Here is a 24,378-nt window from a genome sequence, read left to right as displayed (position 1 = left end):
ATTCGAAGATTTTATCACGCAAAAAGTAGATTTGATTCTCCTGAGTCCATTTGATTCCAAAGGGATCGCCGGAGCGGTTCAACAAGCTAAAGCGGCTGGAATTCCGGTCGTCGCGCTTGACGGCAGCGCTGAAGGCGGAATCAGCACGGTCGTCATGACCGATAACGTCCAAGCGGGCAGATTGGCCGCGGAATATATGGCTAAGCGTTTGAATGGAAAAGGAAATATCGTTGTTCTTGATGGTCCTCCGGTATCTGCGGTATTTGATCGGATTAAAGGACTGGAAGAAGTTCTGGCTCAATATCCGGATATCAAAGTTATCGCTAAGCAAAATGCCGAAGGCGCTCGTGAAAAAGCGTTGACTCTAATGGAAGGCATTCTGCAGGCGAACAAACAGATCGATGCCGTATTCAGCATCAACGATGAGCAAGGTATCGGCGCCAAAATCGCTCAAGAGCAAGCAAACCGTGCCGAAGAGTTCTTTATCGTAGGCGTGGACGGAGCCCCGTCTGCATCGGACGCGTTAAAAGAAGGCAAAAGCTATGCCGCGACATCCGCGCAATTCCCGAACCAAATGGCGATTCAAGGCATTGAATTGGCATTAAAAGTGATTGCCGGTGAGACTGTACCTCCGCAAGTCTTGATTCCTGCTGAATTAATCACTAAGGATAACGTCGATTCTTATAAGGGCTGGTAATTCATAAACGGATAAGATGCGGTGCTGATGGCAGGCACCGCATCTTAACTAGCATTACTTGCAATCGCTTAAGATTGACACTGTAACAGGGAGTGGCAGGATGGAAATTTTACAAGATAGAGCCAGGAACACTGAACAGAGACCGAGTGACGTACATCAGCCCATCATGAAGATGGAATCCGTTAACAAATCCTTTTCCGGCGTACAGGTCCTGCAAAATGTCCATATCGAGTTGTATAAAGGGGAAGTCCACGCTCTTATGGGAGAGAACGGAGCCGGAAAATCAACTTTAATGAAAATAATGGCAGGCGTTTACCGTCCAGATTCCGGCAAAAATGTATACAAAAATAAGGAAGTCTATTGGCACAATCCAATGGAAGCAAGAGACCAGGGGATAAGCGTCATTCACCAGGAAATCAGCCTTTCTCCTAACTTGTCCATCGGCGAGAACATCTTGATGGGTACGAAGTTTCCGAAGAATCGAATAGGACTTGTGAAATGGAATGAAATCTATGAGAAGGCGGAAACGATCCTCGGCTCCATCGGTTCTAATCTGAATCCGAAAGCTAATGTCTCCACCCTTAGCATAGCTCAGCAACAAATGGTCGAGATTGCCCGCGCATTGTCCTTTAATTCCGAGATCTTGATCATGGATGAACCTACGGCGTCTTTAACGGATAAAGAAATCGAGAAGCTATTTACGATTATTAACGATCTGAAGCGAAAAGGTGTAGCCATTGTATATATCTCTCATCGAATGGATGAAATTTTTCGTGTTTCCGATCGTTTCACCGTGCTTCGTGACGGGCATTGGATCAGCAGCGGCCCTATCACGGAGACAAACCCCGATCATCTGGTTAAGCTTATGGTCGGTCGGGAAATCAAAGATCTATTTCAAAGGCAACAGGTTCTAAGCGTTAAGACTAGAGACCGTGAACCCATTCTGGAATTAAAGAATGTCTCTGATAAAAGAACGGTAAAAGGAATATCGCTCCAGCTTTATCCCGGAGAAATCGTCGGTTTATCCGGCTTGGTCGGTGCAGGCAGAACGGAATTGGTTCGGACGATATTCGGTCTATCCCCTCTGGCAGGGGGTCAAATCTTGATCGATGGCAAACCCGTACAGATCCATTCTCCTTCTGAAGCTATGAAGCTTGGTATTGCTCATGTTCCGGAGAGTCGAAAGGAGCAAGGCTTATTTCCCAATCTGTCAGTTAAAGAAAACATCCTGATGGCGCAGCTGCACACCTACCGGAAAGGGAGCGTTTTGCAGTATGGCCAGATGAACAAGGATGCGGATAATTATATTAGAGATTTGGGCGTTAAGGCGGCTTCAAAAGAACAGAACGTTATGGGACTTAGCGGCGGTAATCAGCAAAAGGTTGTCATTGCGAGATGGCTATCGATCAGTCCAAAGGTTCTGCTGCTTGATGAACCAACCCGCGGAGTGGATATTGGCGCTAAGACGGAAATTCACAAAATCATCAGCAATCTGGCCGAGCAAGGGTTGGCGGTATTAATGATTTCTTCCGAGCTGCCGGAAATACTTGGCATAAGCGATCGCATATTGGTTATGCATGAAGGGAAAATCAGGGCGGAGTTGTCCCGGCAGGAGGCAACTCAAGAAAAAATCATGTATTACGCAACAGGGGAGATAAAATAAATGCAGACGAACGTTCAAGCAACTGTCGGCAAAAGTCAGCTGATGAGCCAAAAGTTGAAGGTGTATTTCAACCAAATGGGAATGCTCATCATTTTTGTATTTCTATTTATAGTCATGGCTATTTTTGCACCGCATTTCTTGGAAGTAAACAATGTGCTCACAGTGCTTAAGCAGTTATCCTTTACGGCTATCTTGGCCGCGGGGATGACCCTTGTCATCCTGACGGGGGGGATTGATCTATCCGTCGGTTCGATATTGGCATTATCGGGTGTCATATCTGTCTTGATATTAAATCAAGGTATGCATCCTCTGATCGCCATACTGGCCGGCGCGGGTGTAGGGATAACCGCAGGGTTTATTAACGGCTACTTAACAGCCGTTCCGAAGCTGCCATCCTTTATCGTAACACTGGGCAGCATGACTTATATTCGGGGCTTGGCATTAGTGATTAGCGGCGGCTACCCTTTGGTGGTTTCGGACAGCACCTTTAAATTCCTCGGTGCAGGTAACATTCTTGGTATTCCAACGCCCATTTATATCATGACTCTTGTCTATGTCATTATCTTTTTTATTCTTAAATACACGATGTTCGGCCGTCATGTATTTGCCATAGGAGGCAATGAAGAGGCTGCTCGATTGACGGGGATTAAAGTAGAACGAACACTGATCAAAGTGTATGCCATCAGCGGGCTTCTCGCAGGGATAGCTGGCGTCGTTCTGGCGGGAAGATTGTTCTCGGGACAGCCTACGGCCGGAATTGAGTATGAGCTTCATGCCATTGCCGCGGTCATTCTTGGCGGCACCAGCTTTGTCGGCGGATTCGGCCGGATCCAGGGCACGATCATTGGTGTATTTATCATTGCCGTATTAAACAACGGATTGACCCTGCTGAACGTTGATTCCTACTGGCAGAAGGTCGTCACGGGGGCTGTAATCGTAGCAGCCGTTCTTCTGGATCGATTGCGGAGTAAAGCCTAATAGGAGGATTGCTCGTTATGGGGATATTCGCGATACGAAGCATCCGCACCAGAATTATGTTAATTATTATGCCTATGATTATAGCGGCAATGGCGGTCTTATCCATCTTTACCTACCAAAACTCTAAGGCATTAATCAATCGCGAAATTGAAAGTAAAATGCAGCACCAATTAAGCTCGACAACAGAATATATTGAAACGCAATTAACAGCCCACTCGAAAATTCCGGAGACCCTTGCACGGGCGCTCGAGGCGACCGGCGATCACATCGAGCAAGAAGTTATTATCGACATGATTATGAAGTACTTATCTACTAATACGGATACCTTTGGTGTTGGTGTCTGGTATGAACCGAAGCAATACAAAAAACATATAGAATATTTCGGCCCTTATGCTTACCGCTACAACGGGCAGATCCAGTACACGCTCGACTCTAGCACAAAAGAATATGATTACCCGAATCGCGATTTCTATCTGATTGGCAAGGAGACAGGTAAACCGGTCGAATGGACTAATCCCTATTTCGATGAAAGCTCCAAGTCTGCCGTTCTAACAACAACTGCCCCTTTCTATCATTACAACCGTGAGTTCAGAGGTGTCGTTACGGCGAACATCAATTTAGAGCATTTGCAGAAATTGGTTGCTTCCATCCAAGTCGGAGCAAGCGGAAGAGCATTTCTGATTGATCGACAGGGAACCTATATCGCTGATCAAGATGGATCAAAGCTGTTAAAGGTGAATATTTCCGAAGATATAAACGAAGGTTTGGCTGAAATAGGGAATGCCATGGTTGCAAACGCAAATGGCTTTGACGTCTATGAAGAGAGCGGAAGCAAGAGCAGAATTTATTATCAGGAAATCCCCGCCACCGGCTGGAAGCTCGCTATGGTTATTCCTGAGAACGAATTGTACAAGCCTCTTAACGAATTACTTCTTAAATCGGCAATTACCATCTTAATAACGCTTCTGGTTATTTCACTCGTTATTTACCTGTTTGCAAGATACATGAAGAGACAGATTTATCAAGTAAATGTCTTATCTTCCGCTATGGCTTCAGGGGATTTCACGCGATCAATTGTGGTTAAATCCCAAGATGAATTCGGATCGATGGCTTCCGATCTAAATCGTATGACACAAGAGCTTAGCGGAGTCATTAAGCAAATGTCCAAAAGCGCTGAATTGGTAGCCAGTACATCTGAGCAGCTCACTTACAGCACGGAACAGACCACGAAGGCAACGGAAGAAATAGCTGAATCCATTCAATCCGTAGCAGCTGGCAGTGAAGTACAAGTTACGATGATGAATGATGCTAACGTAAAAGTCGCCGATACCTCACGCGGGTTAAGCGAGATGTCACGCCGAATGGCTTCAGTATCCCAGGCTTCCGGCATCACGCTAAGTACGGCAATCGAAGGCAACGAAACCATCCAGATTGCGGTTGAGCAAGTGCAGATCATGGATGAGAAAGCCCAGCATGTCGCGCAAATTATCGAGTCTTTAAGCTCCAAATCAGAGCAAATCGATTTAAGTATGGAATTGATCGGGAAAATCGCTTTTCAAACAAGAATCTTGGCTCTTAATGCTGGAATCACGGCATCGCAGGCTGGAAGTCATGGCAAAGCTTTCATGGTTATTGCCGAGGAGATACGAGCACTAGCGGAGAATTCATCCTTATCCGGGCAACAGATCCAAGAGACAATTGGTGAAATCCAAGCGGATATTCATCAGGCTATGGAAGCGATGGACACTAATCGGAAAGCAGTCAGCAGCGGGAAGATTAAAATCGAACATGCCGGGCGCTCCTTTGAACGTATCGTTAACGCAGTTCAAGAGGTATCCGAAGAAACGAAAGGCGTATCGCAAGCGATCGAGAGCATAAATGGGAATATGACGGAAATGGTGAAGGCCATTAGGCAGATTACGGACATTTCATCAGATACTGCACATCAGACGAGTAGTGTGTCGGCCTCGACCGAAGAGCAGATGGCATCGATGGAAGAAATGTCTGCAGGTGCCAGCACGCTTGCATCGCTGGCCAGTGAATTAAAAGAAACGATTAGGAGATTTATTGTATAAATAGGGCGTATTGTAGGTGGTGATGCGGGGGTTATTCCTGCACCGCCACTTTTTTGTTTTAATCAGCCTCGTAGCAGGAAGCGCGGGAATTGCATAGCGGCAATTCCTGCCGTTAATGCTCCTCAAACTCAGCTTGTAAATCAATAGCGGCAAGTTTTGCCGTTATTCATTTTATTCTTGTCTCAAAACAAACTTATGCAGTAACTCCTATTTTTTTCTTATGAGACAGCCTCTTTTTATTACGCCTAATAAGAAAATATTATTTAATATGCGTAATAAATATGTTTAATCAAATAACTATTGCTTTAATTATGAGTCATAATTATAATTATGACATACTTAATGGAGGTGGAGACGCGAGTGCGAGTAGGTCTAAGTGGAACGGGTCGAATTGGCAGGTTATGCATACGTAAAGCTTTAACACAAAAGTCGGAGGAATTCGAAGTAAATGTGATTAACACGACGAGTTCGATTGAAACTCTGGCCCATTTGCTCAAATATGATACCGTTCACGGCAAGTGGGATGCAGAGATGGAGATCGATAACGAGCAATTGATTATTAACGGTCACCGGATACATATTCTGTCGGAAAGAGATCCAGCTCTGATTCCCTGGAAAGCTCATGGAATAGAGCTCGTCATCGACGCGACCGGTAAATTCAAGGACCGAAATACCATGCAGAAGCACCTGTCGTCCGGAGCCCGCAGGGTGCTCGTTACAGCTCCGGGAAAAGATGTGGATCTGACCGTTGTAATGGGAGTTAATGAGCATCAATATGATCCGACAAGACATCGGCTTCTATCTGCAGCCTCATGCACGACGAACTGTTTGGCTCCTCTCCTTCATGTCCTGCATGAAGCTTTCGGGGTGAAACGCGGATGGATGACGGCGATCCATTCCTATACGAACGATCAGAAGCATATGGATAATCCGCACAAGGATCTGCGTCGTGCCCGATCATGCACGAGTTCCATCATTCCGACGTCTACGGGAGTAAGTAAGGCTCTCATCGATGTTCTGCCGGGGCTTGCTCCGCACATTCAAGGCGTATCCATCCGTGTACCCACGCAAGATGTTTCTCTTTTGGATATGCAGCTGGTTTTAAACAGGAAGGTTGAAGCAGCGGATATAAAGAAAGCATTTCAAACCGCAATCGATGGCGAATTAGGAGCTTATGTCGATTATAACGAGCTTCCGTTGGTATCTTCCGACTACATCGGGAACGAGAAATCCGCAGTTATTGATGGGCTAAGTATCATGACACAGGATGACCAGGTTAAGTTATTGGCCTGGTACGACAATGAATGGGCGTATGCCAGCAGGGTGATTGATCTGACTCGGTTCATCGCAAGAGTTGAAAATTCGCTGCAGAGAGAGGGAGAGCAATGCTTAACTATGTCGGTGTAAATGATAGTGCTCGTACGAAGAATGACTTGGGTATGGTCGTCTGCAAGATATGTAACGAGGTGATGTTTACTCTTCCAACGAATGGCGTCAAAAAGATCCCCAGTATTTGCATGAAGGATGAGTGTATAGAAAAAACAAAAAAGAGCGAGGTCGAAACCGTATGACGACGAAAATGGTGTACTCTTTTACCGAAGGAAATGCAAAAATGAAAGCCTTGCTGGGGGGGAAAGGCGCCAATTTGGCGGAAATGACCCGGACGGGTCTGCCTGTACCTCCGGGATTTACCATAACAACGGAAGCATGCCACGCGTTCTTTAGGTCAGGCAACCGAATAGCGGATGATCTTCAGCAACAAATTCAGCTTGCATTAAAGCAGCTCGAGAGCGAGAAAGGCCAATTGTTCGGTGATCCGTTTCAACCTCTGCTAGTATCCGTTCGATCGGGATCTGTAACCTCTATGCCTGGCATGATGGACACGATTCTAAATCTGGGATTAAACGACGAGACCGTAGAAGGGGTGGCGGTCTTAACCCAGAATGCCCGTTTCGCTTATGATTGTTACCGGCGTTTGATCCAGATGTTCGGTAATGTCGTGCTCGGTATTGAGGCGTTTCATTTCGAAAGCCTATTGCATCGATTGAAAAGAGACCTGGGCGCCCTGCAAGATCAAGACGTTACGGCCGAGGGTTGGCGGCAGCTGATTACCGAATATAAACTGTGCGTTAGAAAGTTCGCGGGTATTGACTTCCCGCAAAATGTCTACGATCAGCTTATGTTAGCGGTAGAAGCCGTATTTAAATCGTGGAATAACCAGCGGGCGCAAGTATACCGCAGAATCAATCGTATTCCGGATGATCAGGGAACTGCAGTCAATGTACAAAGCATGGTATTCGGCAACAAGGGTGATGATTGCGGCACCGGCGTCGTATTTACCCGCAATCCTTCTTCAGGAGAAAATGCCTTATTCGGCGAATATCTTATCAATGCTCAAGGTGAGGACGTGGTGGCGGGAGTCAGAACTCCGCATACCATCGAAACGTTGAAAAAAGAGATGCCGGGCATGTATGTCCAGCTCGAGCGAGTGTGCAAGCAATTGGAACAGCACTATAAGGATATGCAGGATATCGAATTCACGGTTGAAAACGCGAAGCTGTATGTTCTCCAAACGAGAAATGGAAAACGCAATGCCCAAGCGGCCTTGAAGGTTGCCGTCGACCTCGTGTCGGAAGGGGTGATCAGCCGCGAGGATGCATTGCAAAGAATTGAGGTGTCCCATCTCGACCAGCTGCTTCACAGAGGGATTGATGAGTCTGCAGTAACTGACGTATTGGCGGTAGGGCTTCCGGCTTCTCCGGGTGCTGCCAGCGGTAGGGTTGCATTCGATGCCGATACTGCGGCTGAGTGGCATCAATCGGGGAAACAAGTGATTCTGGTTCGTCCTGAAACGACGCCTGAAGATATTCATGGGGTATTGGCAGCGGAAGGCGTCCTTACTAGCCGCGGGGGAATGACCAGTCATGCTGCGGTAGTGGCAAGAGGTATGGGCAAGCCATGTGTCTGCGGCTGTGAGGAAGTTCGTATTGATCTAGAGCTGGGGCAAATGATCGCGGGCAGCCGAACGATCGAAGAGGGAGACTGGATTACCTTGGATGGCGGGAGCGGGAGGGTGATCCATGGCGTTGTTCCTCTCAAGGAAGCAACCGCGACGCAGGAGCTCCTGCAGATTTTGCAATGGGCCGATCAAATCCGTACTCTGCGAGTATACGCAAATGCAGATAATCCCGAAGATGCGGAAATCGCACGCGGCTTTGGGGCGGAGGGGATCGGATTGTGCAGGACGGAGCATATGTTCTTCTCCCCGACTCGCTTGGCGGAGATGCAGAGAATGATCATGGCGGATTCGCTGGAAGAGCGTAAAGCGGCGTTGAATCAGCTCTTGCCCATGCAGCAAGCCGATTTCGAGGGGATTTTTAAGGCGATGGATGGTCTTCCTGTCACCGTTCGGCTGTTAGATCCGCCTTTGCACGAATTCTTGCCTAAAGTAAGCGAGCTGCAGCAGAAGCTTGAAGATACGGATCTGGAACTAGATAAGATGCAGCTTAAGAAAATGATTCGCAAGGTTCAATCTCTGCACGAATCCAATCCGATGCTGGGTCATCGAGGCTGCAGATTGGGAATCGTTTACCCGGAAATTTACGATATGCAGATCGAAGCGATTTTCAAAGCCGTTTCCGTATGTATAGATCAAGGAGTTGCCGTACATCCGGAAATCATGATTCCTCTAGTTGGTGATGTCAGCGAGCTGAAAATATTACGGGAGCTCGTCGATGAAGTGGCTGATCAAGTTCTCGGTGCCGTTAAGAAAAGAGTATGCAGCTATAAGGTAGGTACGATGATAGAAGTGCCGCGTGCCGCTCTTACAGCCAACAAAATCGCAGCTTATGCGGATTTCTTCTCATTTGGAACTAACGATTTGACGCAAATGACTTATGGCTATAGCAGGGATGATGCGGAAGGTAAATTTTTAGCGCATTATCTAGATAAGAAACTTTTGCCTCACAATCCATTTCAAGTGCTCGATTCAGAAGGTGTCGGTCAGTTGATCGATCTTGCGGTAACAGCAGGACGCACTGTGAAGCCTAACTTGAAAACAGGCATTTGCGGGGAGCATGGAGGGGATAAGGACTCCATCGCATTCTGCCATCGAACCGGATTGGATTATGTCAGTTGTTCTCCGTTTCGCATTCCGATGGCTAGAATTGCCGCCGCCCAAGCCGCAATTGAACATCAGGTGTATGCTGTGAGGCTGGAGAAAGCAAAAGTGGTGTGATCTTCCATTAGATCGGTTACAATGGTGGGTAAATGTATAAGTCAATGGGAGGGGATTATGATCGAGCTGTCATCCCGCCAATTGGAAATCATCGAATGGGTCCAGAAGCGAGCTCCGATAACAGGGGAACAAATCGCGGAGCTTCTTGGGGCGACCCGACCCGCCATACGGTCTGACTTGGGATTGTTAGTTATGTTGGGTTACATCGATGCTAAGCCTAAGGTTGGTTATTTTATTGGGAATACCGTGATGAAAGAGAATTCTGAAGTCACCCAAATTACGCAGCGGCGCGTCAGGGATGTCATGGGCATCCCTGTCGTCCTTCGTGAAACGGCGACTGTAAGCGATGCGGTCGTCACTCTGTTTATCGAAAATGTAGGAAGTCTTGTCGTTGTCAATGCATCCGGCTCACTGGCAGGCATCGTTTCCCGGAAGGATTTGCTGAAGGTCACATTGGGCAACCCCCAGGCATCTTCCGTTCTGCTCAGCATGGTGATGACCCGATTTCCCAATATTGCCACGGTTTCTCCCGACGACACCGTCCGTGAAGCCATGCGTGAAATGATTTTGCACGAGGTCGATGGTTTGCCTGTTGTTTTGCCGATGAATGCTTCGGAAGGAATACCTAAGTATGAAGTGATCGGCAGAATTACAAAAACAACCATTACGAAGCTGCTCTTCGATGCTGCCACGGGAGAGCAATAGAATATTTTAATAGAACGCAAAGAGGGTGAATCATGGTGAATGAGCAACTCAACACCATCTTTGTTTGCTCCGATTCGGTGGGGGAAACCGCTGAGGCAGTCGTCCGGGCGACGGTTCGTCAATTTGATGCCGAGAACATCAACATAAAGCGCTGGGCGCATATTAAATCTGAAGATGAGATCCGCCAGCTTATGGAAGAGGCCGCGCGAATCGGCAGTTTTGTCGTATACACACTGGTACTTCCCGAATTGAGAGAGATGATCCGGCAAGAGGCTGTCCGTTTAAATGTATATGCCGTTGATATCATGGGGCCTGTTATGGAGGCCTTTGTACATACTTTTAACTCCTCTTCTCCCAAACAAAAGCCAGGTCTTCTTCACATCATGGATAGGGAATACTTCAAAAGAGTAGAAGCGATTGAGTATTCGGTGAAATGCGATGATGGGCAGCATGCTGCTTCTTGGGGGCAAGCCGATCTGTTTCTGCTTGGCGTATCAAGAACATCTAAGACACCGCTGAGCATCTTTTTGGCCCATAAAGGGTATAAGGTAGCTAATTATCCGCTTGTCCCTGAGGTTAAACCCCCGAAGGATTTATTTAAGCTTCCGCAAAGCAGATTTATTGGATTGACTATGAGGCCTGAAAACTTGGTCAATATTCGAACGGAACGGCTGAAGGCGATGGGGTTGCCCTTCGGAGTCAGCTATGCTTCGCTGGAACGAGTGGCGGAAGAGATGGAATTTGCCCAAACCATCTTCCGACAGCTGGGTTGCATAGTTGTGGATGTGACGGACCGGGCGATTGAAGAGACCGCAGGGGCAATCTTGGAGGCTTTGGAAATTAGATCGTAAATTGACAATAAAGCTTCATTTGACGATAATTAAGAGATATTCAATCGGGGAAGCACCTCACAAAGCTAAACACACGGAGTGTTGCTTTGCTGGGGTGCTATTTTTTTCGAGAGGAGTGTAATTTGGATGGAAAAAAAGAACAAAGCGAAGGACCAAATCAAGGAGCAGCAAGTGACCTATGAGACTTATGCAGCGATGCCGGATGATGGACAGCGCTACGAGATTGTCGACGGAAGCATGGAAATGATGACACCTAGTCCGTCAACGACACACCAAGCCGTAAGCGGGGAACTGGAATTTGTATTAAAGCAAAGCTGTAAATCGGATTATTTGATCTATGATGCGCCTCTTGATGTGATTTTAAGCGAGACGAATGTACTTCAACCCGATATTCTGATGATTCACCGCAGTCGGCAGCATATCGTGACAGACCGGGGCATTGAAGGACCGCCTGATCTCGTTGTTGAAATTCTCTCTCCCAGTTCTCGCAAAAGGGATAAGGTGATCAAGATGAGGACTTATGCTAAACATGGGGTTCAGGAGTATTGGATTGTGGATTCGGCAACGCGAATACTGGAGCAATTTCAGCTTATAGACAGTGATCACTATGAGCTCTGCAATCTATTTGAAGGTGACGATACGGTCTCGGATAAGCTGCCATGCGTTTCTTTTGTTATCAGCGACATTTTTAGGGAAATTCCGGTATTTTGAAGGAGGAGAGGATCATGAGTGAAGAAAAGGCGGACAAGCGGAAAGCTGGCGTGAAGGAAGGGCAGAGCGGCTATTGGATTGAGGAAAGGTATGAGATTATTGAAGGAGTGCGTTACGACTTCCTTTCTTCACCGAAAGTAACTCATCAAATGCTGGTCACTGAGCTGAACGCCTCAATCCGTGCTTCATGTCATACTGTTGGGATCGTACTTGTGGCACCGATGGACGTTCATTTTGACGAGAATAATATCGTGCAGCCTGACCTCATTTTTATTGCCAACGAGAACCTTCCTATCATCAAGGACGGATGGGTCAAGGGTGTTCCGGATCTGCTTGTGGAAATTCTGTCACCGAGTACCGGATCTAAAGATAAAGTACGCAAGAAAGCAATCTACGAGCGTTTCGGAGTCCAGGAATACTGGATTGTCGATCCGGGATACTCCACGATCGATCAGTTGGTGCTGGTGGATGGCAAATATCAACTAGCGGCCACCTATGGAGACGAAGAAACGTTCACTTCTCCGAAACTATCGTGTATTTCTATTGATTTGCGTCAGCTGTTTCATAACGCGATGCGTTTCAAAGAGAAAGCGACTGACTGAAGGGAATGTGCAGTCGTTTAACTACAGGTATAGGACAATGCCCGATTGAATATGATGAAGGTACGTCTTAAGCTGTGTAGGAGCGTGATGTTCGTTGGATCCTTTAATTCCAACTTCGTTGCACCCCAGCGAAATGATTCGAATCATCAGACTCGGGCTTCATAAATCGAGATTTCCGAAAAAAATTGTGATTATAGGTGCAGGCTTGGCCGGGCTGATCGCTGGTTCTTTACTGAAGGATGCGGGGCACAGCGTGACAATCATAGAGGCCAACAATCGGGTGGGAGGACGCGTCTATACGCTTCGAGCCCCATTTAGTGATGGATTGTATTTGGACGTGGGTGCTATGCGTATTCCTGAATCTCATCATTTGGTTCTAGAGTACGCTCAAAAGTTCGGTTTGCCGATTCAACCGTTTATCAACGAAACTCCAGAAGACATCATTTATGTTAACGGAATCAAAACCCAATTGAAAAGCTACCTGCAGCAGCCGGATATCCTTAGCTATCCGGTATTTCAGCATGAAAAGGGGAAGACCGCTCAGCAACTGCTGAATATGGCGGTAGATCCCATCCTTGACTTTATCAAACAAGATCCGATCCGAAATTGGCCTCAGGTTGTAAAAGCTTACGACGACTATTCGATGTATATTTTTTTGAAATACGGTCCTGCTTATTCCCAAGGGGCCATTGAAATGATTGGCGTGCTTCTTGGGATTGAAGGATTCATGGAGGAGTCCTTTCTCGATATTTTGCGATTTTTGATGCCTCTTCGATCCCCTCGCTTTTATCAGATTGCAGGGGGGAACGATTTGCTGCCTCGAGCCTTTCTTCCCAAATTACAGGGAGACATTTGTTTCCAACAACGGATGACCAAGATTATTCAGCACCAAGACGGAGTAACCATCCAATCGAATCAGGAAGGAACTTCGAATACTTGCAACATAACAGGCGATCTTGCGATCGTGACCATTCCTTTTACAGTTCTGAAGTTTGTTGAGGTGGAGCCGCACGATTCTTTTTCTCACAACAAATGGAAAGCGATACGCAAGGACGATTACAGACCTGCCGATACGGTTCACTTATTATCCAAGTCATGGGATCGGCACACCGGGTCCAGCCGTTATATTGGCAAGTTATACATTGGGCGACGATGCGATGCCGTGGGACGGGTTGCCGAACGAAGAACGCATTCGGTATGTCTTAAAGAATCTGGCTGTCATTCACGGTGATCAAGTTTATCGCGAATTTGTCAGGGGCACTTCCTTCAGTTGGTCCCAAAACCCCTACTCTTGCGGAGATTGGGTGATCTTTAAGCCAGGACAGCAATCGGAGCTGTTTCCCTTTATTGCTTCTCCTGAAGGACGCGTTCACTTCGCCGGGGAACATACCACGCTTACCCACGGTTGGATGCAAGGGGCAATTGAGTCCGGCATACGGGTTGCTGTTGAAGTGAATGATTTGCCGAAAGCGTAATAAAACGAAATAATAACCGGGGAAGAAAATAAATCAAAAAAAATTGATTAAGTATTGAATTGGCAAAAGAAGCATGTTAAGATGAGTTCATCAAAAATAATTGATTTATGTCCAATAAGGGGGTACAAACGTGATTAAACCATTACCGTTAATCGTTCAAACTCCGGAAGCAGCAGTGGATTTCTCGAAGTATGAAGCTAAGTTTAAGGCGCTAGCCGATCAAAAACGGCTGCAGATCATGTATGAGCTCACCCAGAGAGGGAATACCTGCGTATGCGATCTCACGGAGGTTTTAGATATGCCTCAATCCAAGCTGTCCTACCACCTTAAGATATTACTGGATGCCGGTTTAATTCTTCGCGAGACCAAGGGGACATGGAGCTACTATGAGCTGAACCCTTCCGAAGTTAATAAGCTTCTTTCACCGGAGCTTTGTTGCATTTTCCGTAAAGACGAAGTTACGCTGGGCGACTGCTGTTAGTGGCTTTTGCTCGTATAATATATCAAGAAAAATTGATTAATAAAATGGAGGTACCAAAAGATGAGTGAATGTTGCTCGAGTAAGGTTGATCAGGCTTCCAATACACAGCTAAGTAATATCGGACATTTACCCGTTGCCATTATCGGCGGGGGTCCGGTGGGTCTGGCTGCTGCCGCGCACCTTGTTTCTAAGGGAGAATCCTTTGTCTTGTTCGAGTCGGCAAGCGAAGCAGCCGGGAATATCAAACAATGGAGTCACGTTCGGCTCTTTTCCCCATGGAAATATAACATCGATAAGGCAGCAAGAAATTTACTCGAGCTGCATAATTGGAAGGCTCCTAATGATGATGAGCTTCCTACCGGAGGAGAGTTAGTTGAACAATATTTAAATCCTCTCACTAAATTGCCGGTGATCCAACCCTATGTTCACTATAACGCGAAGGTCATCGCGATCAGCCGTAAAGGTCTGAGCTTAGTTAAAACGGCTGGACGCGGTATACTGCCCTTCGTGCTGCATGTCATGGAGGACGATAAACGAATTGTATTCGAAGCCAAGGCTGTCATTGATGCTTCAGGAACTTGGTCCAGCCCTAATCCAGCGAATTCCGAGGGGATTTGGACTGAAGATGAACTGTCTATTAACAAGAAGATCTTTTACGGAATTCCAGATGTTCTAGGAAAGCACAAGGAACGATACAGTGGGAAAAAGGTTCTAGTTGTAGGCAGCGGGCACTCCGCTATGAATGCCTTGCTAGATTTAGCTAGTGTTAAAGAACATGCGCCTGAGACGGAAATCGTGTGGATTATACGCAAATCTAATGTGAAAGACGTATATGGAGGACAGGACAACGATAGTCTCCCTGAGCGCGGAAGTTTGGGAACACGTCTTCAAAGGCTAGTGGACACAGGAACAATTCAAGTTCTGTCATCTTTTAATATTGAGAATTTCAAGGAAGATGGAGAACTGGTTACAGTAACCGGAAGAAGGAACGAAGAGACGATTTTTATTGAAGGAATTAATGAAGTGATCAGCAATACGGGATCGCGTCCAGATATGAGCTTTTTGCGGGAGGTCAGAACCGATATGGACTCAGCTCTTGAAAGCGTGAATACATTAGCTCCCCTTATTGATCCGAACGTTCACAGCTGTGGAACTGTAAGGCCGCATGGGGAGAAGGAATTGCGTCAGCCTGAGCCCAACTTTTATATTGTTGGCGCAAAAAGCTATGGCAGGGCCCCGACATTTCTAATGGCGACAGGGTACGAACAAGTTAGATCCATTGTTGCTGCAATGACGGGAGATTGGGAAGCGGCTCAGAAGGTGGAGTTGGAGCTTCCGGAAACGGGCGTTTGCAGTACTGGGAGCGTGACTACAAAAACCTCTTGCTGTGGTTAGCATAAGTAATAACAACCTTAAGCCTGTAGTCATTGTTGCGCTTATTACGGCTGTATCATTATTCGGCGATTCAATGCTTTATGTGGCCTTGCCAATCCATTGGGAAGATGCGGGGTTGGCCTCTTTATTAGAGGTCGGTATATTATTATCCGCGAACCGTTTTATTCGATTGCCTTTTAATCCTCTTATTTCATGGTTGTATCGTAAAGTCAGCGTTAGAAGCGGCTTGTTGTTTGCTGTGTTTATCTCCGGGATAACGACATTATCCTATGGATTCGCAAATGGCTTTTTTGTATGGCTCATTCTGCGGTGTATTTGGGGAATAGCGTGGTCATTTTTTCGACTGGGTGCTTATTTTATGATTCTTGATTTGTCCTCGAATCAGAATCGAGGGCATTTTATGGGAACATATAATGGGCTGTATCGATTGGGAAGTCTCATCGGAATGCTCGCTGGGGGAGCATTTGTTGATTTGTTTGGGATGCGGGAAGTCGCCGTGGTGTTTGGTATTCTTGCCTTCCTTGTTCTCCCTGTCGTTTTTTATCATGTACCAAACTCTAAGAGTAAGGCTTTTGAATCCCAAAAAATGGATGAAGTGAAAGTTAAGAAACAACCCATACTCCTGTGGACGTTAACATCTGCGTTTCTGGTTATGTTATGCCTGGAAGGCATGTTTACGGCTATTCTAAGTCACCTGATCGATACTCGGCTGCAAACCGGCATTCATGTTCTTGGAATGGTAGTGGGGGCCGCGACATTGGCGGGCGGATTGCAGGCTTCACGCTGGGCAGTCGGCCCGTTTCTATCACCCTGGGTTGGCAAGCAGTCGGATGGGAAATGGGGCCGCAGGCCCTTCTTGGTTGGGTCTCTGCTCCTTTCTTCTGTGTTTATGGCGAGTATAAATTTCGATCTTCCCTTTGGTCTATGGTTATTAAATATATTCGTTATACTGCTGGTTTCCTCGATATTAGCCACAGTCCTGGGTGCCTATGCTTCGGATATCACATCAGGTACATCCAGAGCGGCAACCATGACTTTATACGTTATTGTGGTTGATGTAGGGGCATCTTTTGGACCAGTCCTTGGTTATTTATCCGAAAGATTTATTGGATTGACATTAACATTTTGGATCTCAGCATTTATCTTGTTTTTACTAAGTATGGGATGGGTTTTCTCCGCAAAACTAAAACTAGATGCTGGTATTCCAGCTATTTCTCACAATTAAAAACCGAATTTTTTTAAGTATTCTAGACTTTGCTTCATCCATTTAAGCTCAAGCTCTACTGTTTTATCCACTGTTTCGGTAAAAGGGGTCCATAGCTCCAAGATAGCATGGGCTTTCTTTTGCTGACTGCGTAATTTATCGGCCAGCCTCGGTATATCCAATCGCCCTGAGCCTGCAGCCGTTCCTAGAACCATATATCCCATTTGGTGATCGATGCGCTGGATATCGAAATCTTTAACATGCAGATTAACCATATACGGAAGCAATTGATCGATTACAAAATCAGGTGATTCCAATGCGCCGAAGGAATTAACTGTATCCAAGCAGCACCCAATGAATGGACTATTTAGGTTCTCAAACAATTGTATCAATTGCTTCGTTGTGTGCAAGCCGTGATTTTCTACAGCTAATGTTACACCTGCGGCCTCATATGAAGGCAGAACAGATTGCAGCTGTTCCTCAGCCTCAGCTATATCGGCGATAGTAATTAATGTTCTAACCAGATCTGCTTTGAAGTATTTAGCAATAGCTAAATACTTCAGCAGATGCTTCGGCAAGCTTCCCCGTGTGCCGACCTCAATGATTACCCCTAGCCTCTCCGCAGTTTCGCGCAGCTGACGCAACTCTTCCTTAGACTTATTGTGCAAGGGTATATTATCAGCGAGTTGTATAAGCTTATAACCTAATTGATGAGTTAACTCGATTAAATCCAGAGCGGTGAGTCGTTTTGTAGGAGCTGCATATCCGGGAACTCCCACAGACCATGTCAACGTATAGCTGCTTAAGCCGAGCACCATTAAATCCCTCCTGCTACCAATCCATGCAATAGATGTATATGTGCACATATTGAATACAAAACTCCAATATTCATCATTATGGCAACTTCATTCAAAGGAGCGAAGCTATAGTGGATATTCAGTCAAGAAATCTCAACATCGCGGTTATCGGAGCAGGCGGTAAAATGGGCTTCCGGATTACCGACAATTTAAGAAAAATACAGCAGTACCTTTTGTTTCTATGTGAACAAGCCGATGCAGGCAAGGAGAGACTTGCAGCTAACGGTCTGCAAGCGACACCTGCCGAAGAGGCTCTTTCGCAGGCAGACTTTGTAATCTTGGCTGTTCCGGACGCCCAAATCGGAATGGTATCTAAATCTATTTACGATCTGCTGAGAATAGATTCAACTGTAATCCTGCTTGATCCGGCAGCAGCCTATGCGCAGCAAGTTGTGATGAGAACAGATTGCACCTATGTCGTAACTCATCCTTGCCATCCCGCTTTGTTCGATTATCAGGATACTCCTGAGGCGAGGAAAGATATATTCGGTGGAATTGCGGCCAAGCAAGACATCGTAATGGCTCTTCATCAAGGGAAGGAAGAACTTTACGATGCTGCGGAACGCATTTGCATGGATATGTTTGCGCCCGTGGTGAAATGCCATCGGATCACAGTAGAGCAGATGGCATTGTTGGAACCGGCGGCGGCAGAAGTCGTTGCTGCTGCGGCGGCTTGTTTAATGAAGGAAGCGATGGACGAGGTCATCAAGCTGGGAGTTCCTCCTGAGGCGGCTCGATCCTTTATGCTGGGACATATCCAAATTCCATTGGCGATTGCTTTTAATCATGTAAATCCCTTCTCTGATGCGGCCCAAATCGCGATTGAATACGGGTATGAGCATATCTTTAAGCCGGACTGGAAAAAGGTATTTACCAAAGAGTCTTTAGATGAGGTGCTGCGGAAAATGCTGCATTTGGAGCAGGCGTAAAACCACTGCGGGAAAGGAAGGGACATAGATGTGGAAGGTAGGTTTGGTTGGCACCGGCTTCTGGTCGGAGAAGCACTTGCAAGCCTGGAGCCGTATTCCGAATGTTCATATCACCGCGTTATGCAATAGATCACGCGATAAGCTGCTGGCTAAAGCGGCTAAATATGGAGTTCCGGAAGATCAATTATATGACTCGATCGAACGAATGCTGGCCGATGCGGATATCCATGTCGTCGACATCGTTACGGGAGCCGATACACACTTGGATTTTGTGCGTAAAGCGGCGGCAGCCGGTAAACATATCATGTGCCAGAAGCCTTTTGCACCTTCTATAGCTGAAGCGGAGGAAATCGTTAAAATATCGGATGCTGCAGGGGTACGCCTGATGGTCACTGAAAATTGGCGGTGGCTTCAGCCGTTCCAGGTGATTAAGAGAGTGTTGAACAGCGGAGAGCTAGGGAAGGTGAATCTGATCCGATTGTCCATACGGATTATTACACGCCCCGAATGGCACCGGGTGCCCGGCTTCCGCAGCCATTTTTTCGCGATATGCCTAAGCTCTTATTTTACGAAATGGGTGTACATTGGTTTGATACCTGGAGGTATCTTTTCGGCATGCCTAAACGGTTATACGCGGAAATTACGCGAGTCAGTCCTTATATTGTTGGCGAAGACAGTGGAATCGTTGTGCTTGGTTATGATGACTTTTATGGTTTTCTGGATATGAGCTGGGCGACGCGGCAGAAGCTTGATCAGCCGCTTGGCGATCAAGTAGGCCCTGTTCATTTGGAGCAGCTTGTGATAGATGGACAGAACGGTACCTTAAAGCTGTATACAGACGGGAAAATAACGATCCTTTCACGAGATGGACAGATGGAACGTACAATTGAACCGAAAACCTGTTTGGACCATGAAGAGAGCCATTACCGTCTGCAATCTCATTTTGTAGCTTGCCTGGAAGCAGGCGAGGAATTCCAAACAAGCGGCCATGATAATTTGCAAACATTGCGTTTAGCTTTCGGAGTATATGAGAGTGCAGTGCAGCACCGCACCGCCCAATCGAATTTTGAACAGGGGGCCATTCCTTTGATAATCGACGTTCACGCTCATTTAGGGTGGGATTATGTTTTCGATGAGCATTTTACGCGGGAGGATCAGCTTAATAAACATAAGATCTTTCAGGTGGATCGTACAATCCTGCAGCCTGCTTCATGCCATGATCTAGAGTCGGTTGTCGATCAGCATAATACAATCGCTGCGTTGACCCAAGAATTTCCCGGTGTCTTCTATGGTATGGCTAACCCCAATCCTCATCTCAAAGCTGCCCTTTATGAGCAAGAGATTAGGAGATGCATCGAGGAGCTTGGTTTTGTCGGCATCAAAATACATACCTTCGCACATGCCGTTCATCCTTCCGGGCACGATGGCAGAAAGGTATTCGACTTGGCGCGGAAGCTCCAAGTTCCCGTTATGGTTCATACCGGGTCTGGTATTCCTTTCGCCAATCCCAGCAACTTGATTCCTGCAGCTGAACAATATCCCGATGTCAAAATCATTATTGCCCATTGCGGGATGATGATAATGGCGGGAGAGACGGGTATGGCTATGAAACGTTGCCCCAATCTATATGCGGATATTACTTGGACCGGAGGTTTTTTGCTGCGGCATTGGGCAGAGGAGCTGGGAGCTCATCGCTTCATGTTTGGTACCGACCATGCGGACAACGCAGGAACAGAACTGGCCAAGCTGCGGACGTGCGGGCTTAGCGATGCAGATCAAGAGTGGATGCTTTATAAAACGGCTCTAGATGTCTATTTTCGAAATATCGTTGAATAATTACACATATCGTTGCTTGGCTAAGTGTTCTTAAAGTCGTTGGATTTATAAGATAAAGGAACAGATAAATGGGAGGAGGAGACAGATGGATTCGCCCATTGTGTCAAAAGAACAGCGAATAAAAAAGAAAACGCTCTCGCAGAAATTATTAGCACAGTGGGATATTCAGCTCATGATCATACCCGGCGTTATACTCGTATTCATCTTTTCATACTTGCCCATGTACGGCTCTCTTACTGCATTCCAGGAATACAATTTATTCAAGGGCTTTTGGGCTAGTCCCTGGGTTGGAACAAAGCATTTTGAAATGTTCGTGGGCTCTCCGCAATTCCGGGAAATTATGCGCAATACGATTAGCATCAGCCTATTGAAGCTGATTATCATCTTTCCGGCACCTATTATTCTCGCGCTTATGCTTAACGAGATCAGACACATGCTGTTTAAGAGATTTATACAAACGATCAGCTACTTGCCGCACTTTCTATCCTGGGTTATCGTCGCGGGTTTTGTCGGATCGATGTTGTCCATCGACAGCGGCAGCCTGAACCTATTTCTTCTAAGCACGAATATGATTCGGGAACCCGTTAACTGGTTGTCGATTCCAGAATACTTCTGGGCGATTCTGATCAGTTCGAATTTATGGAAAGAAATCGGGTTTGCCTCGATTGTGTACCTGGCAGCCATTGCCGGAATCGATCCCCATCTCTATGAAGCGGCAGGGATGGATGGGGCAAGCCGATTCAAACAGCTTTACCTCATCACGTTGCCGTCTATTCTTCCGGTGGTCATTATTTTCTTGATTCTGGCGGTTGGAAATACGTTAAATGCAGGTTTCGATGACCTGCTGCTGTTGGCCCGCAATCCAATCCTCTTGGATGTGGCAGAGGTTATCGATACCCACGTATACCGTGTCGGAATCTTATCCTCCCGTTACTCTTATGCGACTGCTGTCGGATTGTTTAAGGGGATTATCAGTATTGTGTTGTTGACGGCGGCCAACGCTATAGCCCGCCGCTCCGGAAACAGCCTGTGGTAATTTTTAATGCCGAATGGAGGTTGGGGTGAAGCAGCTTGAAATTAACCTTCGGAGATAAAGTGTTCCATGCCGTTATATATGTTCTTCTAACTTTTCTTGGGTTTATCACCTTGTATCCCTTCTGGAATTCCACGGTCATCTCGTTTAATTCCGGATTGGATACTTCACTCGGGGGTATTACCTTCTGGCCCAGGGAATTTACGTTGGATAATTACAAGGTTGTATTCTCGGATAGACGCCTGCTGGATGCGTTCATGATCTCCATCCTTCGAACGGTTGCTGGCACAGCCTTATCTGTCACGCTGACGATGATGCTTGGATATGGCTTGTCGCGAAAGGGTGTCCTCTTTCACAAGTATTACATGCTTTTCTTCCTATTTACTATGTTTTTTCAGGGAGGGTTAATTCCTTCTTTCCTGATTAACCGCTCCTTGGGCTTGATGGATAACTTCCTAGTGCTTGTCGTTCCGTTTCTGATCAATGTCTGGAATATGATCATCTTTCGCACGTTCTTCAGAGAACTGCCAGAAGGCTTAGAGGAATCAGCCAAGCTGGACGGGTGCAATCAATTCGGTATATTGTTCCGAATCATGGTCCCGGTATCCGGCCCCGTTATCGCCACATTGTCATTGTTCACAGCGATCTTTCACTGGAATGATTGGTTTACCGCGACGATCTATATGAATAACCAACAGCTTATGCCTGTGCAGAGCTTGTTGCAGCAAATCTTGAATTCCAATCTGGCAAGCGAATTATTACTTGAAGCTACTGGCGGAAATGCTTCCGCTATGGATGCTTTCGATAGAGCGCAAACCATCTCGACCAAGTCGCTCAGCATGGCCATAATGATCGTCACGACACTTCCGATTATCATGATCTATCCCTTCCTTCAGAAGTATTTCGTCAAAGGTGTAATGGTAGGTTCACTCAAGGGTTAAATAAAAATGACTATTGAAAGGGGTTAGGCACGTGAAGATGAGAAAAGGACTTCTGTTGCTCCTCGTAACAAGTATGTTTCTCTCGGCATGCAGTCAGAAAGGGAAATCAGACCCACCTGCTTCTTCTGCCAGTCCTAGCAGCTCGACGCAAGCAAGTCCTACCGCATCGGAAGAAACACAGTCAACCTCAGCCTTTCAATTGGGAAGCGAGCCCTTAGAGTTCAGCTTCTACGGCAATTATGACTGGATGGTCACCGAACCCTGGGGCGCAGATCCTTCCTCCGGGTGGGTCAAGGAAAACTTCAAGATCAATATAACGGCTATCCAGTCCGGAGGTGCGGCCAAACAGAAATTTAACACAATGGTCGTATCCGATGCATTGCCGGATGTCATTATGACAGATCGCGGAGGAGACTTCGATAAGCTGCGTGAAGCCGGGAAGCTGGTTGCGCTTGATGAGTATGTGGACAAATATCCGAACTTGAAGAAGTTTGCGGGCGACCAGACACTAAACATGCTTCGGGCCGATGACGGCAAGCTGTACGGCTTTCCGAACTGGTATACCTCAAGCCCGAATGGAAACTCGGGTTACCTGATCAATAAGAAAATTTATAAAGAGCTGGGTTCTCCCAAGCTGGAAACGTTCGCTGATCTGGAGAGCTACCTGAGGCTGATTAAAGAGAAATATCCGGATGTCATTCCACTAGAGACAGATGTAAAGGCAGAGGGCATTCATATATTTAATACAGGATTGGAAGAGAATTTCGCTATAAACTATATTAGCGAGATGGCGGTTCCTCGTGGAGATCAGCTGACATCCATGTTCACTGATCCGACCTTTACTGCGACAATGAAGTTCTCCAGCAAGCTCTTTCGGGATAAATTAATGACACAGGATGCTTTCACCCAGAAGAGAGACCAAGTATACGAGAAAATGAAGAACGGCCGCGTCGGCGTATTCGCAGGATTGCTTGCCATAAATAGGGATATTGCGGAGGCCAACAATTTGCTGCAGCAGAAGGATCCCGATGCAGGTTATAAGGCAATCTGGCCGCTTCATAGCGATAACGTAGCCGCAGACAAGGTATTCCCGAACAGCTACGTTTCCCAAGGATGGAATATGATAGGCATTACAACGAAAGCGAAAAATCCGGAAGCAATCTTTGCTTACTTGGATTGGCTAACAGGTACAGAAGGTCAGTCTATTATGACTTTCGGGCCGCAAGGACGTTATTGGGATGATAGAGATGCGGACGGCGCTCCGATTCCTAATGACAAGTGGACTTCGACTCCGCAAGCCGATAAAGACAAAGATAAGATGGGCACATTCAACTGGGCTGGAAACACATCCTTCGTCGATGGAGTGAAAGCTAAAATCGAAATGGCGCTTCCCGAAGGAAAGCGCAACTGGTCAACGGAGCAGCAGGTGAACGTCACCTGGAAAACCTCGCAAAACATGACGGTATTCACCAACCTGAAGCCTTCGCCGAATTCTGAAGAGGGAATCGCAGAAACGACGGTTACTGCTATAATGGAAGAATATGTAGCCAAAATTCTCTTCGCCAAGAGTGATGCGGGGGTCGATGCCCTGCTGAAGGAAGCGAATGATTCCGCTATGGCACAAGGTTATGAAAAGCTGTTGAAGTTCAAAACAGACAAATGGCAGGAGAACATCAAAAAGGCGTCAGGACAATAGAATAGCAAAAGA

General features: G+C 46.6%; 18 protein-coding genes and 3 pseudogenes. 20 read left to right on the top strand and 1 reads right to left on the bottom strand.

The features are described 5' to 3' along the window. Positions 1–10 precede the first annotated feature (10 nt). The 14 genes and pseudogenes from ACESLK_RS10340 to ACESLK_RS10275 all read left to right on the top strand — a co-directional run. Positions 11–697 (top strand): annotated as a pseudogene (locus ACESLK_RS10340) (substrate-binding domain-containing protein); the annotation flags it as partial. A 100-nt stretch (positions 698–797) separates the two neighbouring features. Further along, positions 798–2,360 (top strand): sugar ABC transporter ATP-binding protein, encoded by a 1,563-nt coding sequence (locus ACESLK_RS10335; RefSeq protein ID WP_373229349.1) that lies wholly within the window; start codon positions 798–800, stop codon positions 2,358–2,360. Continuing rightward, positions 2,361–3,338: an ABC transporter permease gene (locus ACESLK_RS10330; RefSeq protein WP_373229348.1), complete on the top strand. Its 978-nt coding sequence runs from the start codon at positions 2,361–2,363 to the stop codon at positions 3,336–3,338. A 17-nt stretch (positions 3,339–3,355) separates the two neighbouring features. Beyond that, the gene (locus ACESLK_RS10325; RefSeq protein WP_373229347.1) at positions 3,356–5,413 is read left to right on the top strand and encodes a methyl-accepting chemotaxis protein; all 2,058 of its coding nucleotides are present in this window, start codon (positions 3,356–3,358) and stop codon (positions 5,411–5,413) included. 342 nt (positions 5,414–5,755) lie between these two features. Next, on the top strand, positions 5,756–6,820 hold the full coding sequence (gap, locus tag ACESLK_RS10320; protein WP_373229369.1) for a type I glyceraldehyde-3-phosphate dehydrogenase: 1,065 nt from the start codon (positions 5,756–5,758) through the stop codon (positions 6,818–6,820). 160 nt (positions 6,821–6,980) lie between these two features. Continuing rightward, positions 6,981–9,650, top strand: coding sequence for a pyruvate, phosphate dikinase (gene ppdK / locus ACESLK_RS10315; RefSeq protein ID WP_373229346.1), 2,670 nt, complete (start codon positions 6,981–6,983; stop codon positions 9,648–9,650). Between the two features lie 57 nt (positions 9,651–9,707). Then, on the top strand, positions 9,708–10,355 hold the full coding sequence (locus ACESLK_RS10310) for a helix-turn-helix transcriptional regulator (protein ID WP_373229345.1): 648 nt from the start codon (positions 9,708–9,710) through the stop codon (positions 10,353–10,355). 32 nt (positions 10,356–10,387) lie between these two features. Beyond that, positions 10,388–11,206 carry a pyruvate, water dikinase regulatory protein gene (locus tag ACESLK_RS10305; RefSeq protein ID WP_373229344.1) on the top strand — a complete coding sequence of 273 codons (819 nt, stop codon included), beginning with the start codon at positions 10,388–10,390 and terminating at the stop codon, positions 11,204–11,206. A gap of 126 nt (positions 11,207–11,332) precedes the next feature. After that, positions 11,333–11,917, top strand: coding sequence for a Uma2 family endonuclease (locus ACESLK_RS10300; protein WP_373229343.1), 585 nt, complete (start codon positions 11,333–11,335; stop codon positions 11,915–11,917). A gap of 14 nt (positions 11,918–11,931) precedes the next feature. Further along, on the top strand, positions 11,932–12,519 hold the full coding sequence (locus tag ACESLK_RS10295; protein ID WP_373229342.1) for a Uma2 family endonuclease: 588 nt from the start codon (positions 11,932–11,934) through the stop codon (positions 12,517–12,519). 205 nt (positions 12,520–12,724) lie between these two features. Continuing rightward, positions 12,725–13,994: pseudogene (locus tag ACESLK_RS10290) on the top strand (flavin monoamine oxidase family protein). 133 nt (positions 13,995–14,127) lie between these two features. Continuing rightward, complete coding sequence (locus ACESLK_RS10285) at positions 14,128–14,475, top strand: ArsR/SmtB family transcription factor (RefSeq protein ID WP_373229368.1); 348 nt, start codon at positions 14,128–14,130, stop codon at positions 14,473–14,475. Between the two features lie 60 nt (positions 14,476–14,535). Next, positions 14,536–15,870 (top strand): NAD(P)-binding domain-containing protein, encoded by a 1,335-nt coding sequence (locus ACESLK_RS10280; protein ID WP_373229341.1) that lies wholly within the window; start codon positions 14,536–14,538, stop codon positions 15,868–15,870. Continuing rightward, a complete protein-coding gene (locus ACESLK_RS10275; RefSeq protein ID WP_373229340.1) occupies positions 15,863–17,095 on the top strand; it encodes an MFS transporter in 1,233 nt (410 codons plus the stop codon). The genes ACESLK_RS10280 and ACESLK_RS10275 overlap by 8 nt, the downstream gene beginning before the upstream one ends. Here the strand turns inward: ACESLK_RS10275 and ACESLK_RS10270 are convergent. Continuing rightward, positions 17,092–17,892, bottom strand: coding sequence for a sugar phosphate isomerase/epimerase family protein (locus tag ACESLK_RS10270; protein ID WP_373229339.1), 801 nt, complete (start codon positions 17,890–17,892; stop codon positions 17,092–17,094). The two genes, ACESLK_RS10275 and ACESLK_RS10270, sit on opposite strands and share 4 nt — an antisense overlap. A 110-nt stretch (positions 17,893–18,002) precedes the next feature. Here ACESLK_RS10270 and ACESLK_RS10265 point away from each other — a divergent pair, with 110 nt between their 5' ends. The 6 genes and pseudogenes from ACESLK_RS10265 to ACESLK_RS10240 all read left to right on the top strand — a co-directional run bounded on the left by ACESLK_RS10265 (position 18,003) and on the right by ACESLK_RS10240 (position 24,366). Next, complete coding sequence (locus tag ACESLK_RS10265; protein WP_373229337.1) at positions 18,003–18,860, top strand: phosphogluconate dehydrogenase C-terminal domain-containing protein; 858 nt, start codon at positions 18,003–18,005, stop codon at positions 18,858–18,860. Between the two features lie 28 nt (positions 18,861–18,888). Next, positions 18,889–19,194 (top strand): annotated as a pseudogene (locus ACESLK_RS10260) (Gfo/Idh/MocA family protein); the annotation flags it as partial. Between the two features lie 173 nt (positions 19,195–19,367). Further along, the gene (locus tag ACESLK_RS10255) at positions 19,368–20,696 is read left to right on the top strand and encodes an amidohydrolase family protein (RefSeq protein ID WP_373229336.1); all 1,329 of its coding nucleotides are present in this window, start codon (positions 19,368–19,370) and stop codon (positions 20,694–20,696) included. An 85-nt stretch (positions 20,697–20,781) separates the two neighbouring features. Next, a complete protein-coding gene (locus tag ACESLK_RS10250; RefSeq protein ID WP_373229335.1) occupies positions 20,782–21,732 on the top strand; it encodes an ABC transporter permease in 951 nt (316 codons plus the stop codon). Positions 21,733–21,767: 35 nt separating this feature from the next. Beyond that, positions 21,768–22,670, top strand: coding sequence for a carbohydrate ABC transporter permease (locus tag ACESLK_RS10245; protein ID WP_373229334.1), 903 nt, complete (start codon positions 21,768–21,770; stop codon positions 22,668–22,670). Positions 22,671–22,707: 37 nt separating this feature from the next. Then, positions 22,708–24,366 (top strand): extracellular solute-binding protein, encoded by a 1,659-nt coding sequence (locus tag ACESLK_RS10240; RefSeq protein ID WP_373229367.1) that lies wholly within the window; start codon positions 22,708–22,710, stop codon positions 24,364–24,366. Positions 24,367–24,378: the final 12 nt, after the last annotated feature.

The organism is Cohnella sp., assembly GCF_041640265.1.
Lineage (GTDB): Bacteria > Bacillota > Bacilli > Paenibacillales > Paenibacillaceae > Cohnella.
This window is presented reverse-complemented; position numbering and strand designations above follow the sequence as displayed.